Genomic DNA, 22,327 nt, shown 5'->3' with positions numbered 1-22,327 from the left:
GGCTGTACCTGCCTTTATTCTTTATATTTTGTTGTTTAATCAACCTGAGCTCAGAATAACGGTTGACGTCAATACCAAGCTCAGGCCAATGTATCTTTAATTTCCTTGGTTCATTTGCGTTAATTTATCGCCAATGGGTTGAGAAAAGTTATAGCCATCAAACTTATCCCAGTTAATCGACCAAGTCATCACACCGCCGAAGTTCGGATAAGTTCTACTCGGTTGAATAGTTCCACAGTCTATTCCTTTGGTTAAGCAATCTAGAGCATTGATAATATTACCAATAGGCGCTTGCCCTGAATTGGCTGACTGTGGACCAGAAGGTAGACCGATGGCTACTTGGTCATCCCGAAGTGGCGCAAAGCGGGTGCCATCAGCAAGGTCAAAGCCCTCTATTAACATTTTTGCATGTGCCACCATCATGTTTACAGAGCCTTCAGGCGCACTGCCTGGTTCATAAGGGTTTGGTAACCCGCCATTATTGTAGAGTTGTACATGAAGCAAATCTAAGGTGTCCCGTAATTCATTAATAAGTGGAATGTAAGCCCCCCAAATACCTGAATAGGCAATCATACCACCATGTACATAAGGATGCTCTGGCGCCATCGTTAACACCATATCGCCGCCAATATTTTGCTCAATCTTTTTCAAGGCTCGTGGCAGTCTTGCTTGGATTTGAGAGCCGTGAACAAGGTTAGAACCACTTTCTAAATCAATATCTAGGCCATCAAATCCCCATTCTTTGATGATGTCGGTGAGACTGCTGACAAATGCAGCTTCATCTGCGTCGGTATTTAGTGTGATAGTACCTTCTGCGCCTCCAAGACTGAGCACAAACACTTTCCCCTGGGCTTGCAATGTTTGCATATCTGATTTGAATTTCACGGGATCGATAGCAGGGCAGTCAGAGCGAATATCTTTTTCAAATGGCTTGAAATGCACTGTTCCGTTTGAATTCCTATCGTTCTCAGCGAAAGCGATATCAATAATATCCCAAGCCGTTGACATTTGGTCTAGCGGAATAGGACAACCTGCAGGGTTGACAAAGTTATGCCAGTAACCAATGAGCTTATGTTTTTTCCCAATAGGCTTATCGATCACTTGTATGGTAACGGCGCTGCTTGAAACTTGCTCGTTACTATCATTGGTTGCAGTTGCATAAAGGGTTTTTGTACCAGTTGAAGCAGGTGCATAGCTGTATTCATAAGGTGGCGTTGTATCGGTATTCAGCAGCACTCCATCGGCATAAAATTGAACTTGTGTTACTTGCCCCACAAAAGCTGTGGCTTGCGCAATTAATTGGGTTGAGTTACCTAAAGTAAGTTGGCTTCCGCTAGTCGGTGCCAGTAAATCTACCGCAAGCGGCTGATCCGTTACGTTTACTGTGATTACTTCTTCACTTTGGTTGCTTTCATTATCTACCGCTATGGCTCTTAGGAGTACAGGTGCAGTCGTTGTTGGCGTCCACTGATAATCGAGACTGTTTTGGCTGACACTCGATAACAAGTTATTATCAGCATATAGCGATAATGCACTCACACTGCCATCAGCATCTTGGGCATTGATTGAAACGGTAGTAGGGGTATTGGATAGCACGGTGCTGTTATTTACTGGGCTGACAAATGTAACGGTAGGAGCAATGGCACAGACGCCGAGATCGCTCCACGCATCCTGCCAATGCTGGCCAACCCCAGGTTCATATGCCCACAGCGCGTTTGAGCTGCACCATCCTGCAATATCACAACGGTATTTATGATTGTTATGAGCGACGAGTTCGCCGCCTTGATAGCTTTCCCCTGCATTATATGTTCTAAGGTTTTGACAACCACCGCCAACTTTCGCAAGCACCTCTACGGTGAGGTTGGCCTCACTGATCAGGCCTTGGTTATCAGTCACTTTCACTGTGAGTTGGTTCACACCGAGCTGACTGGCTTGCCACTCAACTCGAAAAGGTGGGGTTGTCAATGCAGAGATGAGCTGATTATTGACATTAATAACCACTTCAGAGATGGTGCCGTCAGGATCCTCAGCTGTAACCTCAATGTTTACGCTGTCGTTTTGATAAAACCGTTGGCCATTAGTCGGTGTGTTGATGGATACAGACGGTGGCAGGTTTGTACCGCTGGGCTTAACACTGATGTTTGCTGGCTGCGAAATTGTGGTATGCCCTTGAGCATCTTCAGCGACAGCAGTAATAACATGATCTCCGAGAACTGCATTCCAAGTGGCTTGGAAAGGCGCGGTATTATCTGTTGCAACAATTACATCATTAACCAAAAACTCGACGAATGCTAAGTCGCCGTCAACATCATTTGCATCAGCAGATAAAACAGCGCTGTCATTTTCGCCCAGCACCGCGCCATTTTTTGGGCTAGTGAGCGTGATGCTGGGGGCTTGGCCTTGTCCAGAAGCGCAGGTTCCTAGCTTTCTCCAAACGTCATAAGGGCCTGAGTTTACCAGTGGGTTGTCGTTTTGACTGTACCACTTAGCCTCAAACGCTTGCATTTGAGTTTGGATGAGCTCCCCCTTTGTGTAGACTTGCTGTTCTGACCAATTTGCCAGCTTGCTGCAATCATAGGCGTGGGCCTGAAGGGCTGTGACCAATAAACTGCTGGTCCACGCTAACTTTAGAATAGAAGTTGGTTTCATATCGATTCCTTACATGTTGTGTGTTTTATGAGCAAAACGGATTTAGCATATAGGTAAACAATTCGTTAATCAATATGTGTGGGATCTAATGGGTAAGTGCAGCAAGCATCGTATCTAAGATAAACTTTCAATTCGCATATCCTGATTAATCGTCTAGCTTTAAAGGGACTTAATGGACTTTTCAAGGAACCTACCATGGCGACTTCTGCAATTCCTGATGGCTATCATTCAATTACGCCTTATCTCATTGTCTCTGGTGCGGCAAAAGCAATTGAGTTTTACCGCCAAGCGTTTGGTGCACACCCCAAATTACAACTGCCTATGCCTGAAGGGGGGATTGCCCATGCTGAGCTTTTGATTGGCAATTCGTACATTATGATTTCAGATATGTGTCCAGATATGCATTTTAAGGATCCTAGGGAGTTAGGCGGCACTCCGGTCAGCTTAATGTTATATGTTGAAGATGTAGATAGTGTGTTTGCAGCTGCTATCCAATTAGGAGCGGAGGAAATAACTCCGGTTTGCGATCAATTTTATGGAGACAGGGCGGGAACACTTCGTGACCCATTTGGTCATGTATGGACGCTTGCGACACATCAAGAGGAGTTAACTGAAGAGCAATTACTTGCAAGAATGGCAGACTTTATGGACAAGCAGCAAGACGCTTAATTTATGCCATTGTGGATTTAGCTATTTGAGTTGCGTTAACTCAAATAGCTAACGGTAAAGTTGATTAATTCAGCTTCATATAATTTAGTGATTTTCGGATTTTGTAGCGTCTTATCAGGTTGAGCGGCTTGCGTTTTAAGCCTGCGGCAATGACGGTTTCCGTTGCAGCTAATACACGCTCAGCACTTTGTCCATCACGGTAAGGATGAACTTGTAAAATATACTGGTCGATACGTGCTTTTTGTGTCTCTGAGAGGCTTAATGCTTGTTGTACTGCATTCGCGAGCTGCTGTGGATCAGTAATGTTTATCAGCGCATCTTGAGGTTGGTGGTTATTAAAGGTGATCACAGGTTTACCGATAAGCAATGATTCATCTACCGCGCTAGAAGTATCAGAAATCACTACATCAGCTTGCTGGATCAATGGGATAAGATTATCTCCCCTTGCTATTTCAAAGTCCTCGATAGACTCAAGCTCTGCATACATCAGCTGCCACTGCTGTTTGGTCTTAGGGTGAAACTTAAGTTGAATTTTATACAGACCAGACTCGGCAAGCTGCTTTATGTGAGAATACAAAGCCTCTAGTGAGGTTAAATTTGGTGAAAAAGTTGGAGCGTATAGTAGTACCGGCTTTTCGTTGTCACATTTAGTGTAATCAAAGTAAGGGTCAAGTTTTGGCCAGCCCGTTTCAATCACAGAAAAATAACCATGTTTCTCAGCAAGTTGATTAAATGGCGCTGTGGTCAGAGGGCCATGAGTACAATATAAATCAAAAAAGCCACGGATCCCAAAATGTCCTTTCTTTTTATATTCAAGACCATGGAACACCTGCACTTTAGCACCAGGGAAAAAGTCTGGCACGACGTTACCGGGCACAAACACTGCTCGTGGGTTAAACGCTTTCACTTCCTCTACGCGGGTCAACTCTAATTCATCATCCCTTAGTGAATTCGACGATACTTCATTACCTTTTAGGAACCATTTAACCACATCACCGTTAGCACGGATCGCCTCTTGAATTGGTCTCAAGATCGCAAAACTATAGGGTTGCTCGACATAAAAAAGGTAGTGTTTTTGCATTGAATATCACTCATAGAGTTTGTTAAATATGGGCGAGTAGTGCACCATGTGGAACAACGAATAATACCGCTTTTATAGCGCTATTACAAAGCCCCTCATGCCTGCTACAGAAGAGGCTCATACAATTTATTGTGCGGTTTTTGTTGGTTATTGCTCAAAGTAGTGGCGGTTACGAGATGCAATATCTTTTGCTTCTACCATGATGTTATCCATCAGTGTTTGTACTGACTCTATGTTGCGGATCACCCCTTGAGATTGGCCAATAAATTGCACCCCATGTTCTAAATCACCATGAATGGTTGCCGCTTCCAGCTTTTCTGTGGCCGCTCCAAACAAAGACAGCATCTTGATTTTATCAAACTGAGATAAAAGACCGAGTAGCAGTTTCCATAGGGGCATATCGACCATCTTGGCTGCCTTGAAAGACTTAACCGTTGCCATAACAAAGTTCATTGGACGGCGTGTTGCTTTTTCGGCCATTGGTGTTTTCATCACTCGAGCGTACAAGCCGTCAAAGTTTTTGGAATAAATGGTTTGCTCAACATCTTTTTCTACCACGGTATTTTTAACATGTTGATGCAGCGGGCTTTCCTTTGAAGTGGCAAAGCGAGAGCCCATGGCAACACCACCAGCACCTAAAGAGAGCGCTGCGATTAGCCCTCTACCATCAGCAAATCCACCTGCTGCAATCACAGGAATATTTACGATGTCTGTAATGCTTGGAACAAGACAAAGAGAAGTGACCTCACCACCATGTGCGGCAGCCTCGTGGCCGGTTACCAACAATGCATCAACGCCTGATTTCTGTGCGGCTAGGGCATGTTTTTGCGTCACCACGGTGGCAATGACTTTTCCGCCGTATTGCTTGGCGGCTTTGACTATCCAATCTCCTTTACCTAACGAAAAGTTAATCACAGGCACTTGCTCTTCAAGTGCCACTTTGGCGTTTTCTTTTGCACCTGGCATCATTAGGGTGACGCCAATACCAAACGGTTTGTCGGTGAGTTCACGAATTTTTCGAATCGCTTGGCGTGTTTGCTCTTTGCTTAGTGGCCCCGTTGCTAAAATGCCAAGTCCCCCTGCGTTACTAACGGCGGCAACGAGCTCAGGCACTGAAATCCAGCTCATGCCTGGTAAGACGATAGGTTTTTCGATGCCAAATAATTCGGTAATAGAAGTTTTCATTATTGTTATGTCACTGGTCAGATGTGTTTATGAGCATAGCTGGAAATGCGCAAGATGTGAATATCCCTTTAAGTTGATCACAGCAATCCTCTGCTTGTACTGGGTTAATGAGGAAGATGACTTGTTCAAACGCGGCAAATCCGTTTATAGTGCCCACTTATCTGGAATGTAATGTGTAACCTAAAACGGCATAACAGCTTGCTCTCTGGCAGCTGTTACCCGAATGTAGGTGATTTAAAAGGAGTCACGATGAATGTCATTATTTTATTAGTCAGCTTAATCGTTGCTCTAGTCGTACTGATCCCTTTATTAGAGAAATACCAGCAACGATTAGGGCTAGATAAAATGCAAAAATATGCCAAATACATCTTCCCACTATTGATGATCACGTTGATCATCAAGTTTATCTATATGCTGGTTGCGGGGTAACTAAAGCACAGGTTATTTACGTCGTTTGGTGCTTTGTAGCTTCAGCCAACCGGGCTTTTGCGAACGGTTCAGCTCGCTTAAAATGGTTGTCGCCTTCTCAATGGTGATCCTAAAGTCAGCAATGTCTTGATAAACCTGTACCGCCATTTTTTTCCTTTTTACAGCAGCACCTGCATCTAAAAATGATTCAACCAGTTTATGTAAAAATCGAGATAGCACAGAGTGAGTTTTAGGGTTGCTTTGGTGGGTTAGCTCGCCGATTTGTTGCTCAAGTTTACTTTTTATCTGAGCTAATTCGGCTTGACTATACTCACTTTGTGCGTTTGGCAAGTTAGATAAAGTGCTGAGGTGCTCCTCTAAGTACTGACACTCTAGGGTGCTCAATGCTTCTTGTTGCAGCACTCGACTTAACCCATTTCTAAACTCAGTTTGGGTAACACTTGAATGCGTTAATTGCTCACAATGCTGGTGGAATAAATGCCATTTTTGCCACATATAAACATAGCCCAATCCTGCCCCTTTGATATTTTGCATGCCTACAATCAATTGGTGCTCTTGTGGTAAGGCAAGGTTGGCAATAAGTTGAGTTAACGCATCCGGTTTAATATCGCTATCATGGACTAAAGTACATTTAATATTTGCCAGTTGCAGCGCAATGTCATGGGTCTGTGGTAATAGGGCATGTAAGTGTTCAATCAAGAGTAATGATTGCGCTGTGGAGCGTGCTTCAATCCGTTTTAACGCTTTTGCATGAGTGGGATCTTCGCGGTTGAGCTGAGCATGCAGTGTATCTATATCTAGCTGTTCCGTTTCTGTGGGTATTAGCTTTTGCAATGTCGTGATAAAAGCTTGCTCTGGCAAAATCAGTTTAAAGCGTTCGAGTAAGCTTTGTAGTGCCTTTTTGTCATTATTAGCAAAGATAGTCTGCAACAAATTCTCCAAAGCGACTAAAAAGTACTTAAAAAAACCGTCGATATTGGTGCCTATGATCACCGCTTCATCAAAGTGTAAGTCGTTCGCTAGAATGTTTGCGAACACCTGTGAGCGCGCAACCCGATCATTTCGGTTATTGATGAGGGCAATAATTTGGCTGTGTTGACCTTGCTTCACAATGTGTAATCGTTTCCAGTTTTCGATTGTGGCGAGCCTTTCATTGGCAGACATGCTGTTGATAAAGCTTTGGGTGATATTGCCGACTTTTGCCTGAGTGAACTGTTGTAGCACCCCTACGTCAGGGATCACTCTTGAAGCCGTTTCTTTGTATACATAATCTTTGTTTATGCCAATATATTGCGCCATCTTGCAGATCAGCGCGATATTGTCGGGATGTTCTACATATGGGTATTTTGCTAGTACGTCGGGCGTGATCTGATATCCGTCTCCCCAATGTATTTGGATCAAAGAGGTATTCTTTTGTTCGGCAGCCAAATTGAGTACTGATGCCATGTTCTGCTCGGCAGTGAATACTTGGGTATTCTCACCAAGAAATGCTGACATTTCTTTTGCGACATCAAGCCCACTGGGGCCCAAAATATCCTCATGATCAGGATAGGCATTGGTGATCGTGGCAAAGTTGTCTTTCATCCAGCGCACCAGAATTTTGACGTATCTTGGCGTCAGCCCCATACACTCCCATAAAAAGATGTCTGCTTTTACCCGCTTAGCGAAATTGAGTACATCTGCTTGTTCCCAAATACTTGCTTTATCAAAGGGTCTAAATAGCGGAATTTCATACTGCTCACCAGAAATCTTTGAATAGATAAGCATGGCCTCACATCCGGTGGTTTTACTTACCACGCGCAGAGCCATGCTACTAAAAAGTGCGGATTTTAGTCGTTCGGTGCCCGACTTTCCTCTAGTTCCCCAGCCACCAATAGAAACTGGAATTTGTTGCCGGTTATATTTTATTTTGCGACTGGCAACAAGATGACGAGTCCAGAAGTAGCTGATAAACGCAAGCACAAAAAACACTAATTGTGAGATACTATTTTGATAAATGGCGTCAACATACTCTTTAAAGCTGCTTCCTATTGTGACAAGTGTAGATGTAAGACCAGAGCGGCCATACAGTTGTTTTATATCTGATGCAACGGGGAAGGTTGCTTCTGCGATTGCACCATAAGCACTAAATTGTAGTGAAAAGCCGAGGCCATTGAGTGTCTCTAGGTATTTCTCTTGTTCTAGTTCGTTACCTTTTCTCATTCGGTCCAGTTCGGCAAATTGCCACGAGATAACCCAGTAAGCATTTAGCCGCCGCCATAAGGTCTTGGGAGGCAGTACCGACAAAATGCCATCTGGCGTATAGGTTTTTGCTGTTTCTTTTTGTTGGTCATTAACCAGAACGCTTAACAAAAAGTCGAGTAATGGTAAGTGCGGACGACTTGTATGCTCAGCGAGGTTAAAAAGCAGCTCCCCCGGCACTTTCGTTTCGCTGATCTCTGCTGTGGTGCAGCTAGGAGCATGAATATAGGTACTTGGCTTTTTGGCTTTAGTGTGAGAATGGCTTTGTCGTTTGTCAGTGCTTGGCTGTCTCATTTCATGCAAAATGCGCCATAATCGCCTTGCTTGTCGGTAACCTTGACGAATACGCCAACCAGTTTTGGTTTTTGTGGCATTGAGACTTTGGTTATGTTGGGCAAGGTAAGACAATGACCGGCCAAGCTCATCGCGCGAGCAGGTTAACTGGGTGTCTTGTTGTTCGTTTGCTTCAAGTGCCGCATTGAGCTGGGCAATAACAGCTTGATGATAAAAGCTGCTCAATTGCTCCCTTGTTCGCGTGATGTAGCGACTGACTGCAACATTATTTTCATTCGCTAGACAGTCGTTTAGTATACCGATAAAACGCCTAAAGCAGTGTTCAGGGTTTGACTGTGAGAGCTGCATGTTGAGCATAATTCTTGCGCTTTGCTCAAGAGCTAACCGCTTGAGTTGCATGCTAAAGCCCTTGGTAAACACACGCTGCCAAAGTAGCAATGCAAAGTCGTCTTGGCAAAATCTATCGGCCGACAACTGTTTGATAAGGGTAAAGCGCACAGCATCCTCTTGCTCATGCTCAAAGCGTTGAGTGATCAGGTCAAATGCAAATGAAGAGGGATAGAACTCAGTATATTCTAGTACTACTTGGCGGACTCTCGGTAGTTTATGCTCACTTAATGCGATAAGCATGTTGAGATCTTTATCGGTAAGCGTGGGCTGGCTGACGATAATTTTTGGAAACATGCTAATGATATACAACATGTTGGCATCTATTTGTTCAATACTCGCTATGTCATTGGTTTCTTCTAATTGTGCCCACATGTATGCGCGAGTGAAAGTGGGGCGCTGGTGGATTAATAATGCAATGATATCAACCACAGCCTGATAGGGCATATTGTCAGATTCAAGAAACTCTACCAGTTTGGCTGTAAGGTCGGAGTCAAGCTCAGGGTCGCCCGCTAACTTATTCAATGTTGTAACCATATTAACCAACGCGCGGATCAGCCCGTGACGAATATGGCGGTTGTGGCTAGTTTCTAGCAAGTTTAAACAAAATGGCTGGAGATCAAGGCGTTGCCACGCATTTTCTAGGGTATTTGGGTGAGCTTGTAAATATCGGTTGGTGAGCGTTCCAAGTTTTGCAATGAGGAACTTAACCTCTTGTTCAATAGTGGCAACCTGATGCTGGTATCTAGCTACTACGGCACCTTCGTCAAACCAGCGGGCAAATGCTTTTTTGTCCTGCTCCAGTGCAGTTCTAGTGGCACCTAGCTGCTGTGCATAAGCCAAAATATGTAACTCTTTTTCGCTGGTGAACTCGGATTTAGCAATCCGCTGCACAAAGCCAGTGTGAGACACTTCAAGTTGCAAAATTTGTTCGTGTAAGGTTTCTATTTTATGCCGTAAAAAAGCGATCGACTGTAGCACCAGCCAGTCAGTATTCTCTTCGCCCTCTGGACGGTGATGGAGTAGCTCCCAGGCGCATAGCTCATCGATCAAGGCGTTGTACTTATGCTGATACAGATTTAGCCAAAACTTTTCGGTTTCGGCGAAAAACAGGGCTTCTAATTGCTGTTTTAATGTACTAGCGCTCATTTAAGTCTTGCTCTAATAAGTGGCTCAATTGTAACGACTCAAAAACGATTTCATCGTGTGAATATGGCGCAAAACCAGTTTGTTGTAAGTTGCCTAAATGTACTTGGAAACCGACCTGATGGGTATTATTAAACCAATCTTGAGTCCAAGTAAGGCTCAACCAGCCTGCGGTATTGTGGCTAAAGTCGAAACCGGTTTGCCAACCTAATTTCGTTAAATATTGCCAAGTTGGGTTAGGGCGATGTGCATCGGCAAATACATAGCTAGAGGTGATGCCTGCGCGGAATATATGGCCTTGATAATATTGGTGCCAGTCTAACGAAAACAGTGCGCTATCGAGCGTTTGCCAATCTTGGTTGGAAGTTAATGTGATGCTCGAGTCAACATAGCTATCTATCCAAGGCTGATATCTAAGTCCACCGTGAGCTCGCCATCCATGCCGATGGTTATTGCGATAGAAGGTATACATATCAGGGCTGATCTGCGAGTCTGCGATAAATTCATCTTTGCTGATGCTGGTATAAGTATAAAAAGGCTGCCACCACCAAATGCTTCTGAAGCCCGAATTATAGCGATGTATTTGACCTACTTTAGCACGCAAACGAGAGGTTAAATGACTATCACCGATGGTGGTGCTGTCTTGCCAGCGGTTGTTTAGCTTCGCCTCGGCAAACCAACTCGTTTGGGTTGAAAGCCAATCGTATTGACCATTAATTGATAACGTTTCTTGATGTTGGTTATCTAAGGTATAAAAGGTGTCTATCCGATACCAGCTAGTGTTGCGCTTTATTCTTAGCGAAAGCCCGAGGTCTAATGTTGTGCGGCTTGGGCTTGGCGCTGTGGTTTGGGTAATGTCATCATGGTCAAAAATCATGAAGCCTTCGACTGCAGTTTTGCTTTCGTCGGTTTCAATACGAGCATACCGGTACTCAGAAGGCGCACTCGCCGGTGCTGTTGTGGATTTGTTACCAAGTAGCATTGGCGCTTCAGGGGTTAGGTTTACTCTATGTCTCGCGGGACTCAACGACCATATGGATAAACGCGCTAGCATTGGTTCATTTTGCCCTGTCAGCGTAACCTGTCCGGCAGGGTGAAAGTAAGTGGCTTCTTTGCGGACACCTTTGTCGAATGTTTCGATTTTTATCAGGCTATCTCGAGCTAATGTTGCGGTGATCGGGGCATGAGGAGCAGCACGATAGAATATCTGACGGGTGTCGAGCGGAATATCTTGCCATTGTCCTTGGGTAAAATACTGTGGTGTTACGGTTAGCATCTGCCCCGACAAGGGGTTAAGCCAGCGTAGCTGCAGCAGTCCATTTCTCGCCTCGCTTGGTTTAATGCCATAATAAATAGGCTGACCTTGGTGGAGTGAGATAACATCTCCTTGACCGGCTGCAAGAAGTTCAACTTTCGCAAGTGGCGCTGCGATCTGTAATGCGCTAGAAAAAGCGAGTTTGACTCGAGTTCGCACTTGTTGATATTGAGAGAAGTCGATAGTGAGCAGATCATTGGCTCTGAGTACAAGTCCAGAGAGCGGACTTTGAGTAAGATGCGCTGTAATTTGGTCTGCATAGCTTTGTGCTGCAATTGCCTCGACTTTAACCTTTTGTGTACCAACATAATTGGTGTATTGCTCGGCTGGATGCCATTGACCATAGCGCATTAATCGGTCATACAAATCACTGAGCACAGCGTTGTCGGTGATTGCGGGCTTTAAGCGGTGTAGCACCGCAATATAGGACGCATTGCTGAGTGTTTGCTGACTCAATAAATATAATGCGTTTAGGGCAATCGCTTTAGCGTTTGTTTCCTGTAAGACAAGTGCTTGCGCTGAGTTTAGCAATGGTGCCGACAGATCGGTAAAAGGCTGTTGTTTTGCAGTTGGCGTTTGCAGTGCGATATCTAGAAATAGCGGTTGTTCACTAAACAAGGTGACGCTCTCATTCGCCGCCAACTCTATATATTGCTGGGAGGCAACGGACAGTCGGTGCTTTTGTGGTAACAACTGGAAGTTCGCAGCGATATCACTGAATATCGGCAGGATGTTAGTCTTTTTGTTGTGCTCGTAATACAGCCATTGGGTCTGCTTAAATTCTTGTCCTTGGTAGATTGAACGGGCACTTAGCTTTACCGTCAGGGGGGTCTCGGCAACAATCCTAATGGGCTTTTTGGCGGCTAATTTGTATAATTCGCTGCTGCGCTCTAACGTTTCAGCGGTTTGCATACCGTTGTGGCTCAAACGGTACTGTGGTAAGTCGAATTGGCTCTTTTGAGTGGCCGCAATGGCCTGTTGTTGGCTCAAGGATAAGCGCATGTGTTGACTTGTCCAGAGCGCCTCTTGCTTAAAGCCGGCATCTAACAAGTAGTTAAGTAATACGTTGTTGCATCGATGTAGAACGGCATCGTTTTCATAAGCGGCGCACAACCCAATGGCTTGAATATAATCGCCGACTTCTAAATACCTTGTTAGCAATGTGCCAGTCGCATAGGTTTTCAAGGCGTCGAACTGACTCAACAACAATGACTTCAACAGTAGCTCTGCATTACCTTGACGTTTTAATAGCAACAACAGCTCAATATTCAGTCGCCACGCCATTAATGTTACTTGCTCGTTATAACCATTGAGGAAAGGTTTTAGTTTGCTTAAGGTCGGTAATGGATCATGTGTGGACTGCGCGCGCAATTCAGCGAGTATTTTTATTGCATTGAACTGAGTAAAGCTGTCGATTGTGGTATCTATGATCGGTGCGTGTAGGCCTGCTAGTGAGAGTTTGTACGTATCCGCACGATTGCCCTTGCTTTGATTAACTAGGGCTTGAGCAAGCTGCTGTTGACCAAATGCTGCTTGTGTCATGGGGTTAAAATCAGGAAAGGGTTGCAAGCGATTAACGGCAAGCGCGATATCTATACTGCCACTGCTGCCACTTAGCGTTAAGCGCTTGGCTTCTGCCGTAAGTGTGATATTGAGCCTTTGAAAGTGGCTGCTAGGAGAGACAAGTAGGGTGTGTTGTTCATGCTCAGTGACGACACTGAGCTGCTCATGTTTTACAGAGCGAATATAAAATGTGACAGTATTATCCACCCTTGGAATACCGTCGAGTGAATAGGTCAGTGATTTTTCAGTACTAACATAGTTAAGTCGCACTGGGCCGGTTATAGGCAAAACATTACCGGAAGCGCTACGGCTACCAAGCATGACTGGAGTTTTCGAAACGTGGTTGGTGATGCCGGGAGGCGCATTTGGTATTACAAAATAGGGCCGAGACACTATGTTGTTAAGCATTTGTCGGCGCTGAATACCAAGCAAAGTGTCATTGCTACTTGGCGTCAATACAGTGGTATCACCTTGCAAAAAAAGAGCGCTGAGCTGTGTATTCAGTTGTTTACTCCAGTATGGGTTAAACAATGATTCTTGCTGCTTTGTTCCGGCATTATCATCATAAATGCCACGATGCATCTGCATGAGGGTTAGATAAACAGGTACTGTGCTGCTCACCGTTACATAACTACCACTTGGTACTGCAATATAATCTTGGTTCTGTAAGCCAACTTTAGGCTCGAGGAACTCATCCGCGTGAAGATCAGAAACAGGGATAGTACTGACCACTTCGCCATTGATCTTTATAGTTACTACGCCATTTTGTTCAACATGATGAAGGTCTTTTCTGACCGCTAACTTAAGCTTTTTGGCCTGCTCAAAGAACACACTTGTCACTTGTTTTGGTGAAAGGTGAAACCATTTTTCGGTGTCTTGTGCCAGTTGCAGCGTTACAGAGTCAAGGCTAGGTAGCGAAAGCGCACGACGAAACGGGTCGCGGTGGTGATGCATCCGGCCTTGCCAAAGTGCAATAGGTTGAGCCGTGTTGCCGTGGTACGTCACATGAATGAGACGGTTTTGCTCAGTACTTCTCAACTGGCAGCGTGCTTGAGCGCAGAGCCAGTCCGTTTTAGGAATGTGGCGCTGAAACTTTGGGGTTTCCCCTGCACTAAAGTGAACGAGTTCGAGCATTTCAGGTGTCGTCACTAACCAAGCATGGCTGGGCAGCAGCAGCCATTCACTTTGCTGTGGTGTAAACTGGCGCTGTGCCTTAGCTTGCGTCAGCTGCATTCGTGATAAATCGACCCATTGAGCGGCGGTGAGTATGCCAACTTCACTGGCGCGAGAAACGGTTGCAAACAGCACTAAGGTAATTATAAAGCAGATTGCACGCATTCAGAAAATTGCTCTAGTTGTTGATTATTATTAATTAATTGCTTCCTTATTTGATAGCTTAGCTCAATATGCACAAAGTGATATGCTGGCAATGCCAGTTGATGCACCACATTTTGTGTCCCACCTAATTCTTTTACCTCTTGAGGGTAAATGAGTGCTCGATAACCTTGTTTAACAAGACAAGATTTTATTTTCCATAGCGTCTCATTATTTTGTTTACCCTGACTTAGTATGACCTCACTGAGTTTTCCTGCTGTTGTTTTCCGCTTTTTTTGGCTAAACCCATGGATTTGAAAAACGGTAGCGGTTGGGTTTAAGGCTACAAACCCAGAAATAGCGGCAGTATGGATATTGCGTACTTGTTTTGCATAGTCCAAGGTTTTCTCTGTCGGATGGGGGTCGTATCTGTGCTTGGTATTGGTCACAAGTAGCTGACAAGCTTGTTTAAATAGCTGTGTACCTATGGTTAGCGTGTGTTTGTCATGAAAGCGGTGTGGCACGGAGACAATACAGGGAAGTTGCTCAGGGGCGTAGTAAACTTCACCATGGCTGTCGTTTTGCTCGCTTGGTGTAAGTGTAAAAAAACTCTGGTGATGTGTCATATGCCAGCCGTCAATTGCAGTAGGTTGAGCAAACCATCGCTGCATTACCTCACTGTTTGGGGTCACGGCTAAGCTGTTAAACGATATCAATAATATCGCTAGCCAAAAGGGATTAAGGGATTTCATGCTGCCACCAATTTAATGTTGCATTCGCTTGAAGATGTTCCTCTAATACACTTATCCAAACCGAGTGAGAGGAACGCAGTGTTAATGTGTTCGGTTTTGTTAGATCATCAAACATAGGTAAGGTAATGCTCGGGTACTCCTGCAATACACTATGAGCAGGATGAAAAAACAGTTGCTGTGATCCCAAATCGGGATGCAGTACAAAGTGCTTATTGGTGATGGTGTATTCTGCATTTGGCGTCGTTGACTTGGTCGCGTTAAGCTGAGTTTCGACATTGATCGTGGCATCAATATCTGTGCTAAATAGCTTGATGACTAGCGCTGTGGGCAACAAACCATTCTCAGCAACGTTAACTGTTAGAGGCGTGTCCTTCGCGAGCTGATAAACACGAATTTTTCGCAGTGTACGAGAGGCACCCTGATTTATATATAGCGCTTCGGCATGGGTTAAATCGTCAGTTGATAACGTGCTAAGCGGTATTTCGATCAGCGTCGGCTTGCGCCTTTGCTTAATGATAACACTTGGGGGATAGCTTGATTGTTTGTCGAGCGCGAAGAGTTCCGCTTTGGTTGTTTGGCGGTATTCAAACTCCATATGATTAGCGGATAGGTCAAAATACGGTTTTACTATGGGTAATAGCGCAATATCTGATACCGGCAACACTGGGTTTAGGTCTTTTGAAATATACTGGGGTACTGCGTTAGGCACTTCAGGTGGTACTTCGAATAAACGCACTGTCGCGACCTGTTGTTGAGTATGAAACACATAATGATTATCCGCTTTTTGACTAAACCAAGCATCAATGCCTTGATATTGAGGATTCCGTGGATCGCACAAAGACGCACACCGATGCCCAAGGTACGTAAAGTCAGGACGACGAGACTGTAGCTTTACCATTGCGCCTTTCGAGGTCACCTTAATGCTATCGACGTTATTAGGTATCGAGAGGTAGCGCTTTTCTTCTTCCATTACTTGCTGTCGCGCTGTGGTTTCGGTAATGAGGCGATCAAAGCGAGAAGGCTTTGCGGTGGCAGTAAATACGTACTCAGCAACTAATTTATCCTGGTTAAATAAACTGACAGTGATGTTATCGCCAAACTCGGCGCGCCAAGCTAGCGCGATGTCGCTGTGCGGCGAGACTTGGTAATGAGCTGCTGTTTGTGAGTCGAGCATATAATAATAGCTTTGTAGTGGCGTTACCGGGTCGATTTCGTTACTAAAAATACGCACGCTGGTTGCGGACTGAGACGTGACGGTGATTAGACCTGGTGGTAGCTCACTTACTAAGGACTGCGTACTGGATAGCGCAGAGAGGTTAACCTCCATTGGCGCTTTGCGTTGCTGTAAGTCGTGCCAAGTTAATTGTAAGCCGGCCTGCTCAGCATGATGTATCAGGTATTGAGTGTTATTATAAACGCGAAAACTTACCTGTAACTGCTCTGAAACAAGCAGGTTGTCTAAGTTTTGTTGCATTGAAAAGTCATGATTTAACACGTTGTAAGGCAACGATTCATAGAGTAAGTCCGCGCGGAAATCAACGTTTGGGACACCCTGAGGGGCAAGCTTTTGCCAATCTAACATGACCGAATTAAACTTTTCTTCATTGGTGACTGCATTTTCACCTATGGTGTGATAGTTGGTCATTCGCTCGCGCCACTCAGTTGGCCGTTTCAACCAAGCTTTTAGGCCATCTGTGATGCTATTACTGGTTTGAGCATGTACCCTTACAACAACCCCTTTCAATTGCGGGTCTTCAGGGATTAACTTAAGTTTGACGGTATCAGCTTGCTGTAACTCTGCCTTATTTAAGTAAAAAGATTGCCCAGAAGAAACAGCCAGTGCCTCTCGGTTTTCAATGAGCTGCTTGACTTGCTGTTGGAGAGCATCCGACGCAACCTTGGCTGCATGGTGATATATACCTTCGTATACTAACTTATCTTCGGCATCAAAAAGCTGGTATTCAATGGCATAGTTGGTAGGCTGCTCATCAATGGGAGCAGACTCAAATATACCGTTGGATAGAACCCGTATTGACATGGTTCGAGAAGCCGAAAACGAAAACGTAAGTGGGGTGTTTGTTTTCAGCCAATGAACATTAGAACGTATATTGAATTGGGTGGAGGTATTCATCGGCTCAGCTGATTTTAGCCAAGTGAATACACCGAACGCAGCCCAAGCGCAAGCAAGCAGCACGACAGTCACTATCAGCAAGCGCAGTAGCTGTTTAATCCAATACATAACGACCCTCGTGCATTGCTTTAGAGTAAGCGGGTAGATCAATAACACGATTTCGTCTTGGTAAGTACAATGCCAATAACCGATTGTCGCGGGTAAACATGATGCCTAGCTCATGGTTTCTGGCGGTCTTAAAAGCATGTATTTGGCACTGACTATGACATAGTGCGGAAAATATCGGTAAGTGCTGAGTGCTGGAATATGTCTTGGCCGCAGCTGTCAATGCTGCGATAAACTTGTCATCACTATCATGCCAATCTATCGGGGAAAGCGTTAGTAAATCAACATGCCTTAATTTAGGTGCAGTTGAGATTGCTAGCATACGTTGTCGCAGGGCTTCGTCGGCGATGGAGAATTGTGATTTGAAATCTGATGCTAACCACAGCGCAGCAAGTTCACTTTTTGGCGCGAACAGCTGATATCCTGACTGCGGTGTCGTGCCTAGCTCTAACCCCCTTGTAGCTTCTTGGCCCATCACTGTCTGAGTCATCACCCCTAAATCAGCTAATGCTGAATTGAGCTTAGCGATCGTCGTATTGTGAATTGGGTTGGGAGTTGTAAATTGAAACGCAAGTGCTGAGGGCCTGATAGTTGCTGGTGCACTATGGCTGCGGATCTGCAGATTTAACAGCGGTTGATTATAAAAGTGACGTTGAGCGCTTTGGTAAACAACATTGAACAAAGAGCGTACGTTATCTGCGGCCATGACATTGGCATCTGCGCTGGCAAAGGGGTGAGCGCCAGCAATAGCAAGGAGCTTAGCTTTTGTCGCGGTAAAGAGTTGTCCTGAGAACCCAAGGGTATTGCTCTCGAACAGTGGTCGTGGAACGGAAATCGTCAGTGCTGGTTCGGCGAGCGTGGCGATAAAATAAATACCTTGGCCAAGTGCGTAAGCCGCTTTGCTATTAATGGGAGAAATCGCAACGAACTGGCCTTGGTGATTGTCCACCAGCGTCAGTTGATATTGTAATAGTCTGGCTACTCGATTAATTTGATTGAGCCGTGCAGAGAATACTTCTGGCGACGTGACGATGTCGAGGTTTTGTGTGATGGCAAAAAGTGGTCGTAATATTTCGTATTCCCAAAGCGCTGCATGCGTGTCGGTGAGTGCGCGAAACTCGCCGCTGCCTTTGGCGCTAATGTGGGGGGAAAACTGTGCTATTAGTGCGTCAATACTCTCATTGCTGGTTAATATAGAATCTTCATTAATATCAGCATGTTGCAAGGCATAAGCGGTCAGTAAAGCGGAGTAGCTATCTGAGCTTAAGTAAGCTTCTATCATGGCCCCTTTAAATTGGCTATGAGGAAGCACCGCAGTTGCAGCTGTGCCAAAATGTGTTGCTTGGATATCTAGTAGGGTGGCGAGTGTAGACTGCTTTATAGAACTTGGCACTTGGTTAAAAATCCACATTTGTCTGTTTTCGTGAAGACTATGGCTCTGCATCACTCGGCTTACTTGGCGGTTTATCTCTCGAAGTTGAATTACTTCGGGGATCTCCATCGCTGCAAAAAAATCACTGTAAAATTCGCTTTGCCTGCCATTACCACTTGTTGTTTGTATTGATTGCGCATTACCAAGTGCAAGACCTCGGCTTTGCCAAAGTGCCAAGAGAACACTACCAGCTTCACTTGCTAGGCGTTCTGCGGTAGGAAAGGGAACACTAATTAAGTGCGCTTTTTGCGGCTTAAGATTAAGGATAAAAAGGCCGCGTTTGTAACTTTGTTGGTCATCAATGATCAACCACTGCGCGGTTTGCATTAACGAAAAACCGGCTTGTTGTAATAGGGCAGTAGCCTCTGGCAGGTGTAATAGATTGTCTTGGTTCAGCAACCTAATCGCTTGTTTAAATTGATTCCGTTGTTGCTCGGTAACGTATTGGCTAACGCTGATGTTGGCAGCATTTTGAGTATAGAGCTGGCTTTTATAATCACTTATGATTTGCCCAAGCGTGCTATCGCTGCGCTTAACATTGACGGGAGCATCTGCACCTGGGGCCAGGAGACTTGGAATGGTCATGATGGCAAAGCCGATACAAATAGCGATAAAGCCGCCAACAATCGAGGTTTGAAAAGTTGCTCTGATCACCAGTCCTAGTGCGTTTTTTTGATAAATTTTCAGGGCCAATAGCGTTGAGAGCATATAACCAAATGCGAAAGTGTCGGTGACTTTTACACTTGGGAAATAGCCTACTAGGGTGTAGTTGAGCGCCAATTTATATAAAAAGCCGATATTGAAAAATAACAACATCAGTCGCGCCCCTTCAATATTGGCATGTTTTAAACGGGTGAAGTTTAAAATTAAATAACCCAGCGTCAGGATAATTGCCGTCTCGATAAAAGAGGTAAGCAGCTTAGTGGGTTGCATCAGCTGTAGTGCCAATAGCGCTGGCAGCATGATGCCATTAAACTCCCAACCGTACTTTAAGTTAGCTCTTGAAGCGATAAAAGCGGTGATCACTAAGATAATATAGGCTTTAGGCGCTGCAATGATTGAAGCGGCTACCGCCTCATACATTACCGCAAGATTCGCAATACTAAAGTTGGTAAATGTCATCAACCCAAAGCGAATAATTAAATAGGTAATTAGCAATTGTATGGCGGTAACTTTTACCCCATATTTAAATCCGCCATTCCACATTACATTCGCGGTAAGCGCAATGATAATTAACCCCAAACTATATAGCTGCGCCGCGTAATCAAAGGTAATATCCCAGCGGGTTAGGTAAGCCGCGACCTGAGGCCAAAACAGCACATCCATTGTCACGCGCACAAGAATGCTTAACAGCACGATAGCGAAAAAACGGTCGCGACCGAACATTTCTGCGTAACCAAATCGTTCTACTAAGGTTTTTGCAAAGAATCGCATTAAGCAATAGACGACAATTGCTTCAATGATAATGACCCAAGCGGAGGTTGGACTGACAATAAATAGCGGGACTAGATAACCTGGCACAACTAACCCTGTCAGTGGAAAGCCAAACCGTAAATTAAAGAATGCAACAACAGCAATGCCTATCCAAACGCAGGTAATAACCGACTGGCCAAGTCCACCGCCACTTGGAAACAATGCAAGTGACCAATCCATTTATTCATCACCCCAAGAGTCATTCGTTGTTTGCCCAGGACGCGACAATTGCCTTGATAGCTGAGTTAAGAATTCTGACTTATCATCCAGTTGCGCGAGTTGCTCACCGAGATCTATAAATTCGAACAACAGTCCGCTTGTTTCAAATGGCATGCTCGTGTTTAAGCTGGTGGCTTGTTTTAGTAATGCGCGAACACTAAGTAAGTATGTGTGACTGTCTAAATACACAGGGAGCACAATTCTACCCCGCTTTAGGGTCAAGTAACGCAGTTTTCCTTTGGCTTTTTTGTTATCCATATCGGTGCAAAAACACAGCAGGTCGAGTGCTGACATATCAAAAATAGCGAGTTGATGGTGTCGGGCAAAACGCTCAAGTGATTGGTTAACTTGTACAATCTGGCCAAACAGATTATATAAAATACTGGCACTTTGAAGCTGATTAAAAACATGCTCAAGTGATGTCAGCTTTTGGTCCATTTCATTCATTGCATCCTTTACTTTATGGCTTAACGGCTCTGTCAGTGAAAACGTTAAGGCTTTTGTAAGGGAGCTTTTTTGATTCTTTTGCTCGGTGGTAAATGCTTTATAGTGAAATAAAAGCTCCCCAATTTGGTGTGCAAACAAGTTCACATTCTTTGTAAATGCTTGTTCATCGAAGTCACCTTGACGGCTGATGGTTAATGCCCAAAACCCTCGGATATCGCCAGCATACATAAGTGGTGCAATGTATTGTTGCTCATCTTCTGCTAAGTGTTTGAAAAATGGACGTGTGATTTTTATCGCGCCAAATGCTTTTATTGCATCAGAGTAGGGCACTCGTTCATAGTCTCTGCGCATTTCCAAAATATCACTCAATTGGCAGTTTAATGCCCGTATTTCGGTGACTCTGTGGTCGCCTTCAAGGCGCGTCAAAAAGATACTTCGTTGCAAGTTAAGTTGCTGATTAACAAGCTGTATTATGGCGTCCCACGGTTCGCTGTGTTCTAAAAAGTGTCGAGGTAGGTAGCGTCCCATCATACGCTGTTGGATAAGCGTGATAAGGGACTTTAAATTTTCTTCTTCCGACCACTTCAAGGAAATAAAGACCCAGAGTAGGGTTAGCCACACGAGTAGCAATAACTCACCTACTGGCAATAATAGAGCATACCAGTGGTGTAATGCGGCTCCACTTAATAGCAATAATAAACTGGTTGAGAAGGCAATGATGATGTTGGTAACTGTCGTACTTCTTTGATACAAAACCAAAAACAAGATAGAACCAAACAGTATTATCACCGCTATTGTGGTCTGGCTCAGTGGCTGTATAAAGCGATTGGATGCAAAACTGTGGGCAATAAATGCTTGTAAATAGACGGGAGGGAGCGCTTGGATATCAAAATAAGTTTGTGAACTTAACCGGTAAAACTTTGAATGTTGAGCAACTAAGATCACTTTATCTGCAAGTTGTTCAGTAAACACATCTCCATCAAGCACGCGTTGCGCACTAAACTTGGGTAATGAGTAATAGGGTAGTGAATAGTCTATGATTTTTCCTTGATACTCGCCATGATTAGGAAAAATCTTATCCCATAACACTATACAAGGTGTGCTGGGGGGGAGCAGGCTGATGGCACTGCCATACCAGTTTTCCGTATCGAGAAGGCACACCGATTGACTGTTAAATGGATAGTAAATTGACTCGCTTTGTGCTGCCTCTGGTAGTGGAGGATCAGAAAGGAAAACCACGGCTTTAGGGTTATCCTGTGCCAGTTTATTAGCCAGTTTTAAGTGTTGTTGTTGCAAGTTTTCGGCTTCTATAACAACAATTTGAGTTGACTGCGCGGGGTTGAATTTAGAAAACCAATGTAAAGCAGTTAAATTTATTTGTTTATACAGCCCAGTCAAAGAAACCAGCATTAAAAAAGCAAATAAGCCGAGAAACAGCCAAAATTCGCGTTGATGTTTTACAAAGTTTAATTGACCAAAAAGCGACATGCATATC

General features: G+C 44.5%; 11 protein-coding genes. 2 read left to right on the top strand and 9 right to left on the bottom strand.

Annotated elements, in window-relative coordinates:
* Positions 1-96: 96 nt before the first annotated feature.
* Entirely contained in the window at positions 97-2,649 is a 2,553-nt protein-coding gene (locus tag CEX98_RS10840) for an Ig-like domain-containing protein (RefSeq protein ID WP_099642087.1), read from the bottom strand.
* 195 nt (positions 2,650-2,844) lie between these two features.
* Between CEX98_RS10840 and CEX98_RS10835 the strand changes: the two genes are divergently transcribed.
* Positions 2,845-3,318, top strand: a complete 474-nt coding sequence (locus tag CEX98_RS10835; protein WP_099642086.1) for a VOC family protein — start codon at positions 2,845-2,847, stop codon at positions 3,316-3,318.
* A gap of 64 nt (positions 3,319-3,382) precedes the next feature.
* Here the strand turns inward: CEX98_RS10835 and CEX98_RS10830 are convergent, their stop codons facing one another.
* Positions 3,383-4,399: a CDP-glycerol glycerophosphotransferase family protein gene (locus CEX98_RS10830; protein ID WP_099642085.1), complete on the bottom strand. Its 1,017-nt coding sequence runs from the start codon at positions 4,397-4,399 to the stop codon at positions 3,383-3,385.
* Positions 4,400-4,546: 147 nt separating this feature from the next.
* A complete protein-coding gene (locus CEX98_RS10825; protein ID WP_099642084.1) occupies positions 4,547-5,584 on the bottom strand; it encodes an NAD(P)H-dependent flavin oxidoreductase in 1,038 nt (345 codons plus the stop codon).
* Between the two features lie 249 nt (positions 5,585-5,833).
* On the opposite strand from CEX98_RS10825, the gene CEX98_RS10820 reads away from it, so the two are divergent.
* Positions 5,834-6,013, top strand: coding sequence for a hypothetical protein (locus CEX98_RS10820; RefSeq protein WP_099642083.1), 180 nt, complete (start codon positions 5,834-5,836; stop codon positions 6,011-6,013).
* Between the two features lie 12 nt (positions 6,014-6,025).
* Here CEX98_RS10820 and CEX98_RS10815 read toward each other — a convergent pair whose 3' ends face one another.
* Genes CEX98_RS10815 through CEX98_RS10790 form a run of 6 tightly spaced genes read right to left on the bottom strand, consistent with a single transcriptional unit; the run spans position 6,026 to position 22,320 of the window.
* Positions 6,026-10,084, bottom strand: a complete 4,059-nt coding sequence (locus CEX98_RS10815; protein ID WP_099642082.1) for a poly-gamma-glutamate synthase PgsB — start codon at positions 10,082-10,084, stop codon at positions 6,026-6,028.
* A complete protein-coding gene (locus CEX98_RS10810) occupies positions 10,074-14,297 on the bottom strand; it encodes a hypothetical protein (RefSeq protein WP_099642081.1) in 4,224 nt (1,407 codons plus the stop codon). Before CEX98_RS10810 ends, CEX98_RS10815 begins: the two co-directional genes overlap by 11 nt.
* Positions 14,276-15,025 carry a hypothetical protein gene (locus CEX98_RS10805; RefSeq protein WP_099642080.1) on the bottom strand — a complete coding sequence of 250 codons (750 nt, stop codon included), beginning with the start codon at positions 15,023-15,025 and terminating at the stop codon, positions 14,276-14,278. Before CEX98_RS10805 ends, CEX98_RS10810 begins: the two co-directional genes overlap by 22 nt.
* A complete protein-coding gene (locus tag CEX98_RS10800; RefSeq protein WP_099642079.1) occupies positions 15,012-17,264 on the bottom strand; it encodes a hypothetical protein in 2,253 nt (750 codons plus the stop codon). Before CEX98_RS10800 ends, CEX98_RS10805 begins: the two co-directional genes overlap by 14 nt.
* The gene (locus CEX98_RS10795) at positions 17,251-20,346 is read right to left on the bottom strand and encodes a poly-gamma-glutamate biosynthesis protein PgsC/CapC (RefSeq protein WP_099642078.1); all 3,096 of its coding nucleotides are present in this window, start codon (positions 20,344-20,346) and stop codon (positions 17,251-17,253) included. The genes CEX98_RS10800 and CEX98_RS10795 overlap by 14 nt, the downstream gene beginning before the upstream one ends.
* Positions 20,347-22,320 (bottom strand): hypothetical protein, encoded by a 1,974-nt coding sequence (locus CEX98_RS10790; RefSeq protein WP_099642077.1) that lies wholly within the window; start codon positions 22,318-22,320, stop codon positions 20,347-20,349. It abuts the gene before it with no gap.
* Positions 22,321-22,327 lie beyond the last annotated feature (7 nt).

The organism is Pseudoalteromonas piscicida (assembly GCF_002744175.1).
GTDB classification, from domain to species: domain Bacteria; phylum Pseudomonadota; class Gammaproteobacteria; order Enterobacterales; family Alteromonadaceae; genus Pseudoalteromonas; species Pseudoalteromonas piscicida_B.
Note: the sequence above shows the minus strand (reverse complement) of the source record. Positions and strands in the feature narration are given on the sequence as shown.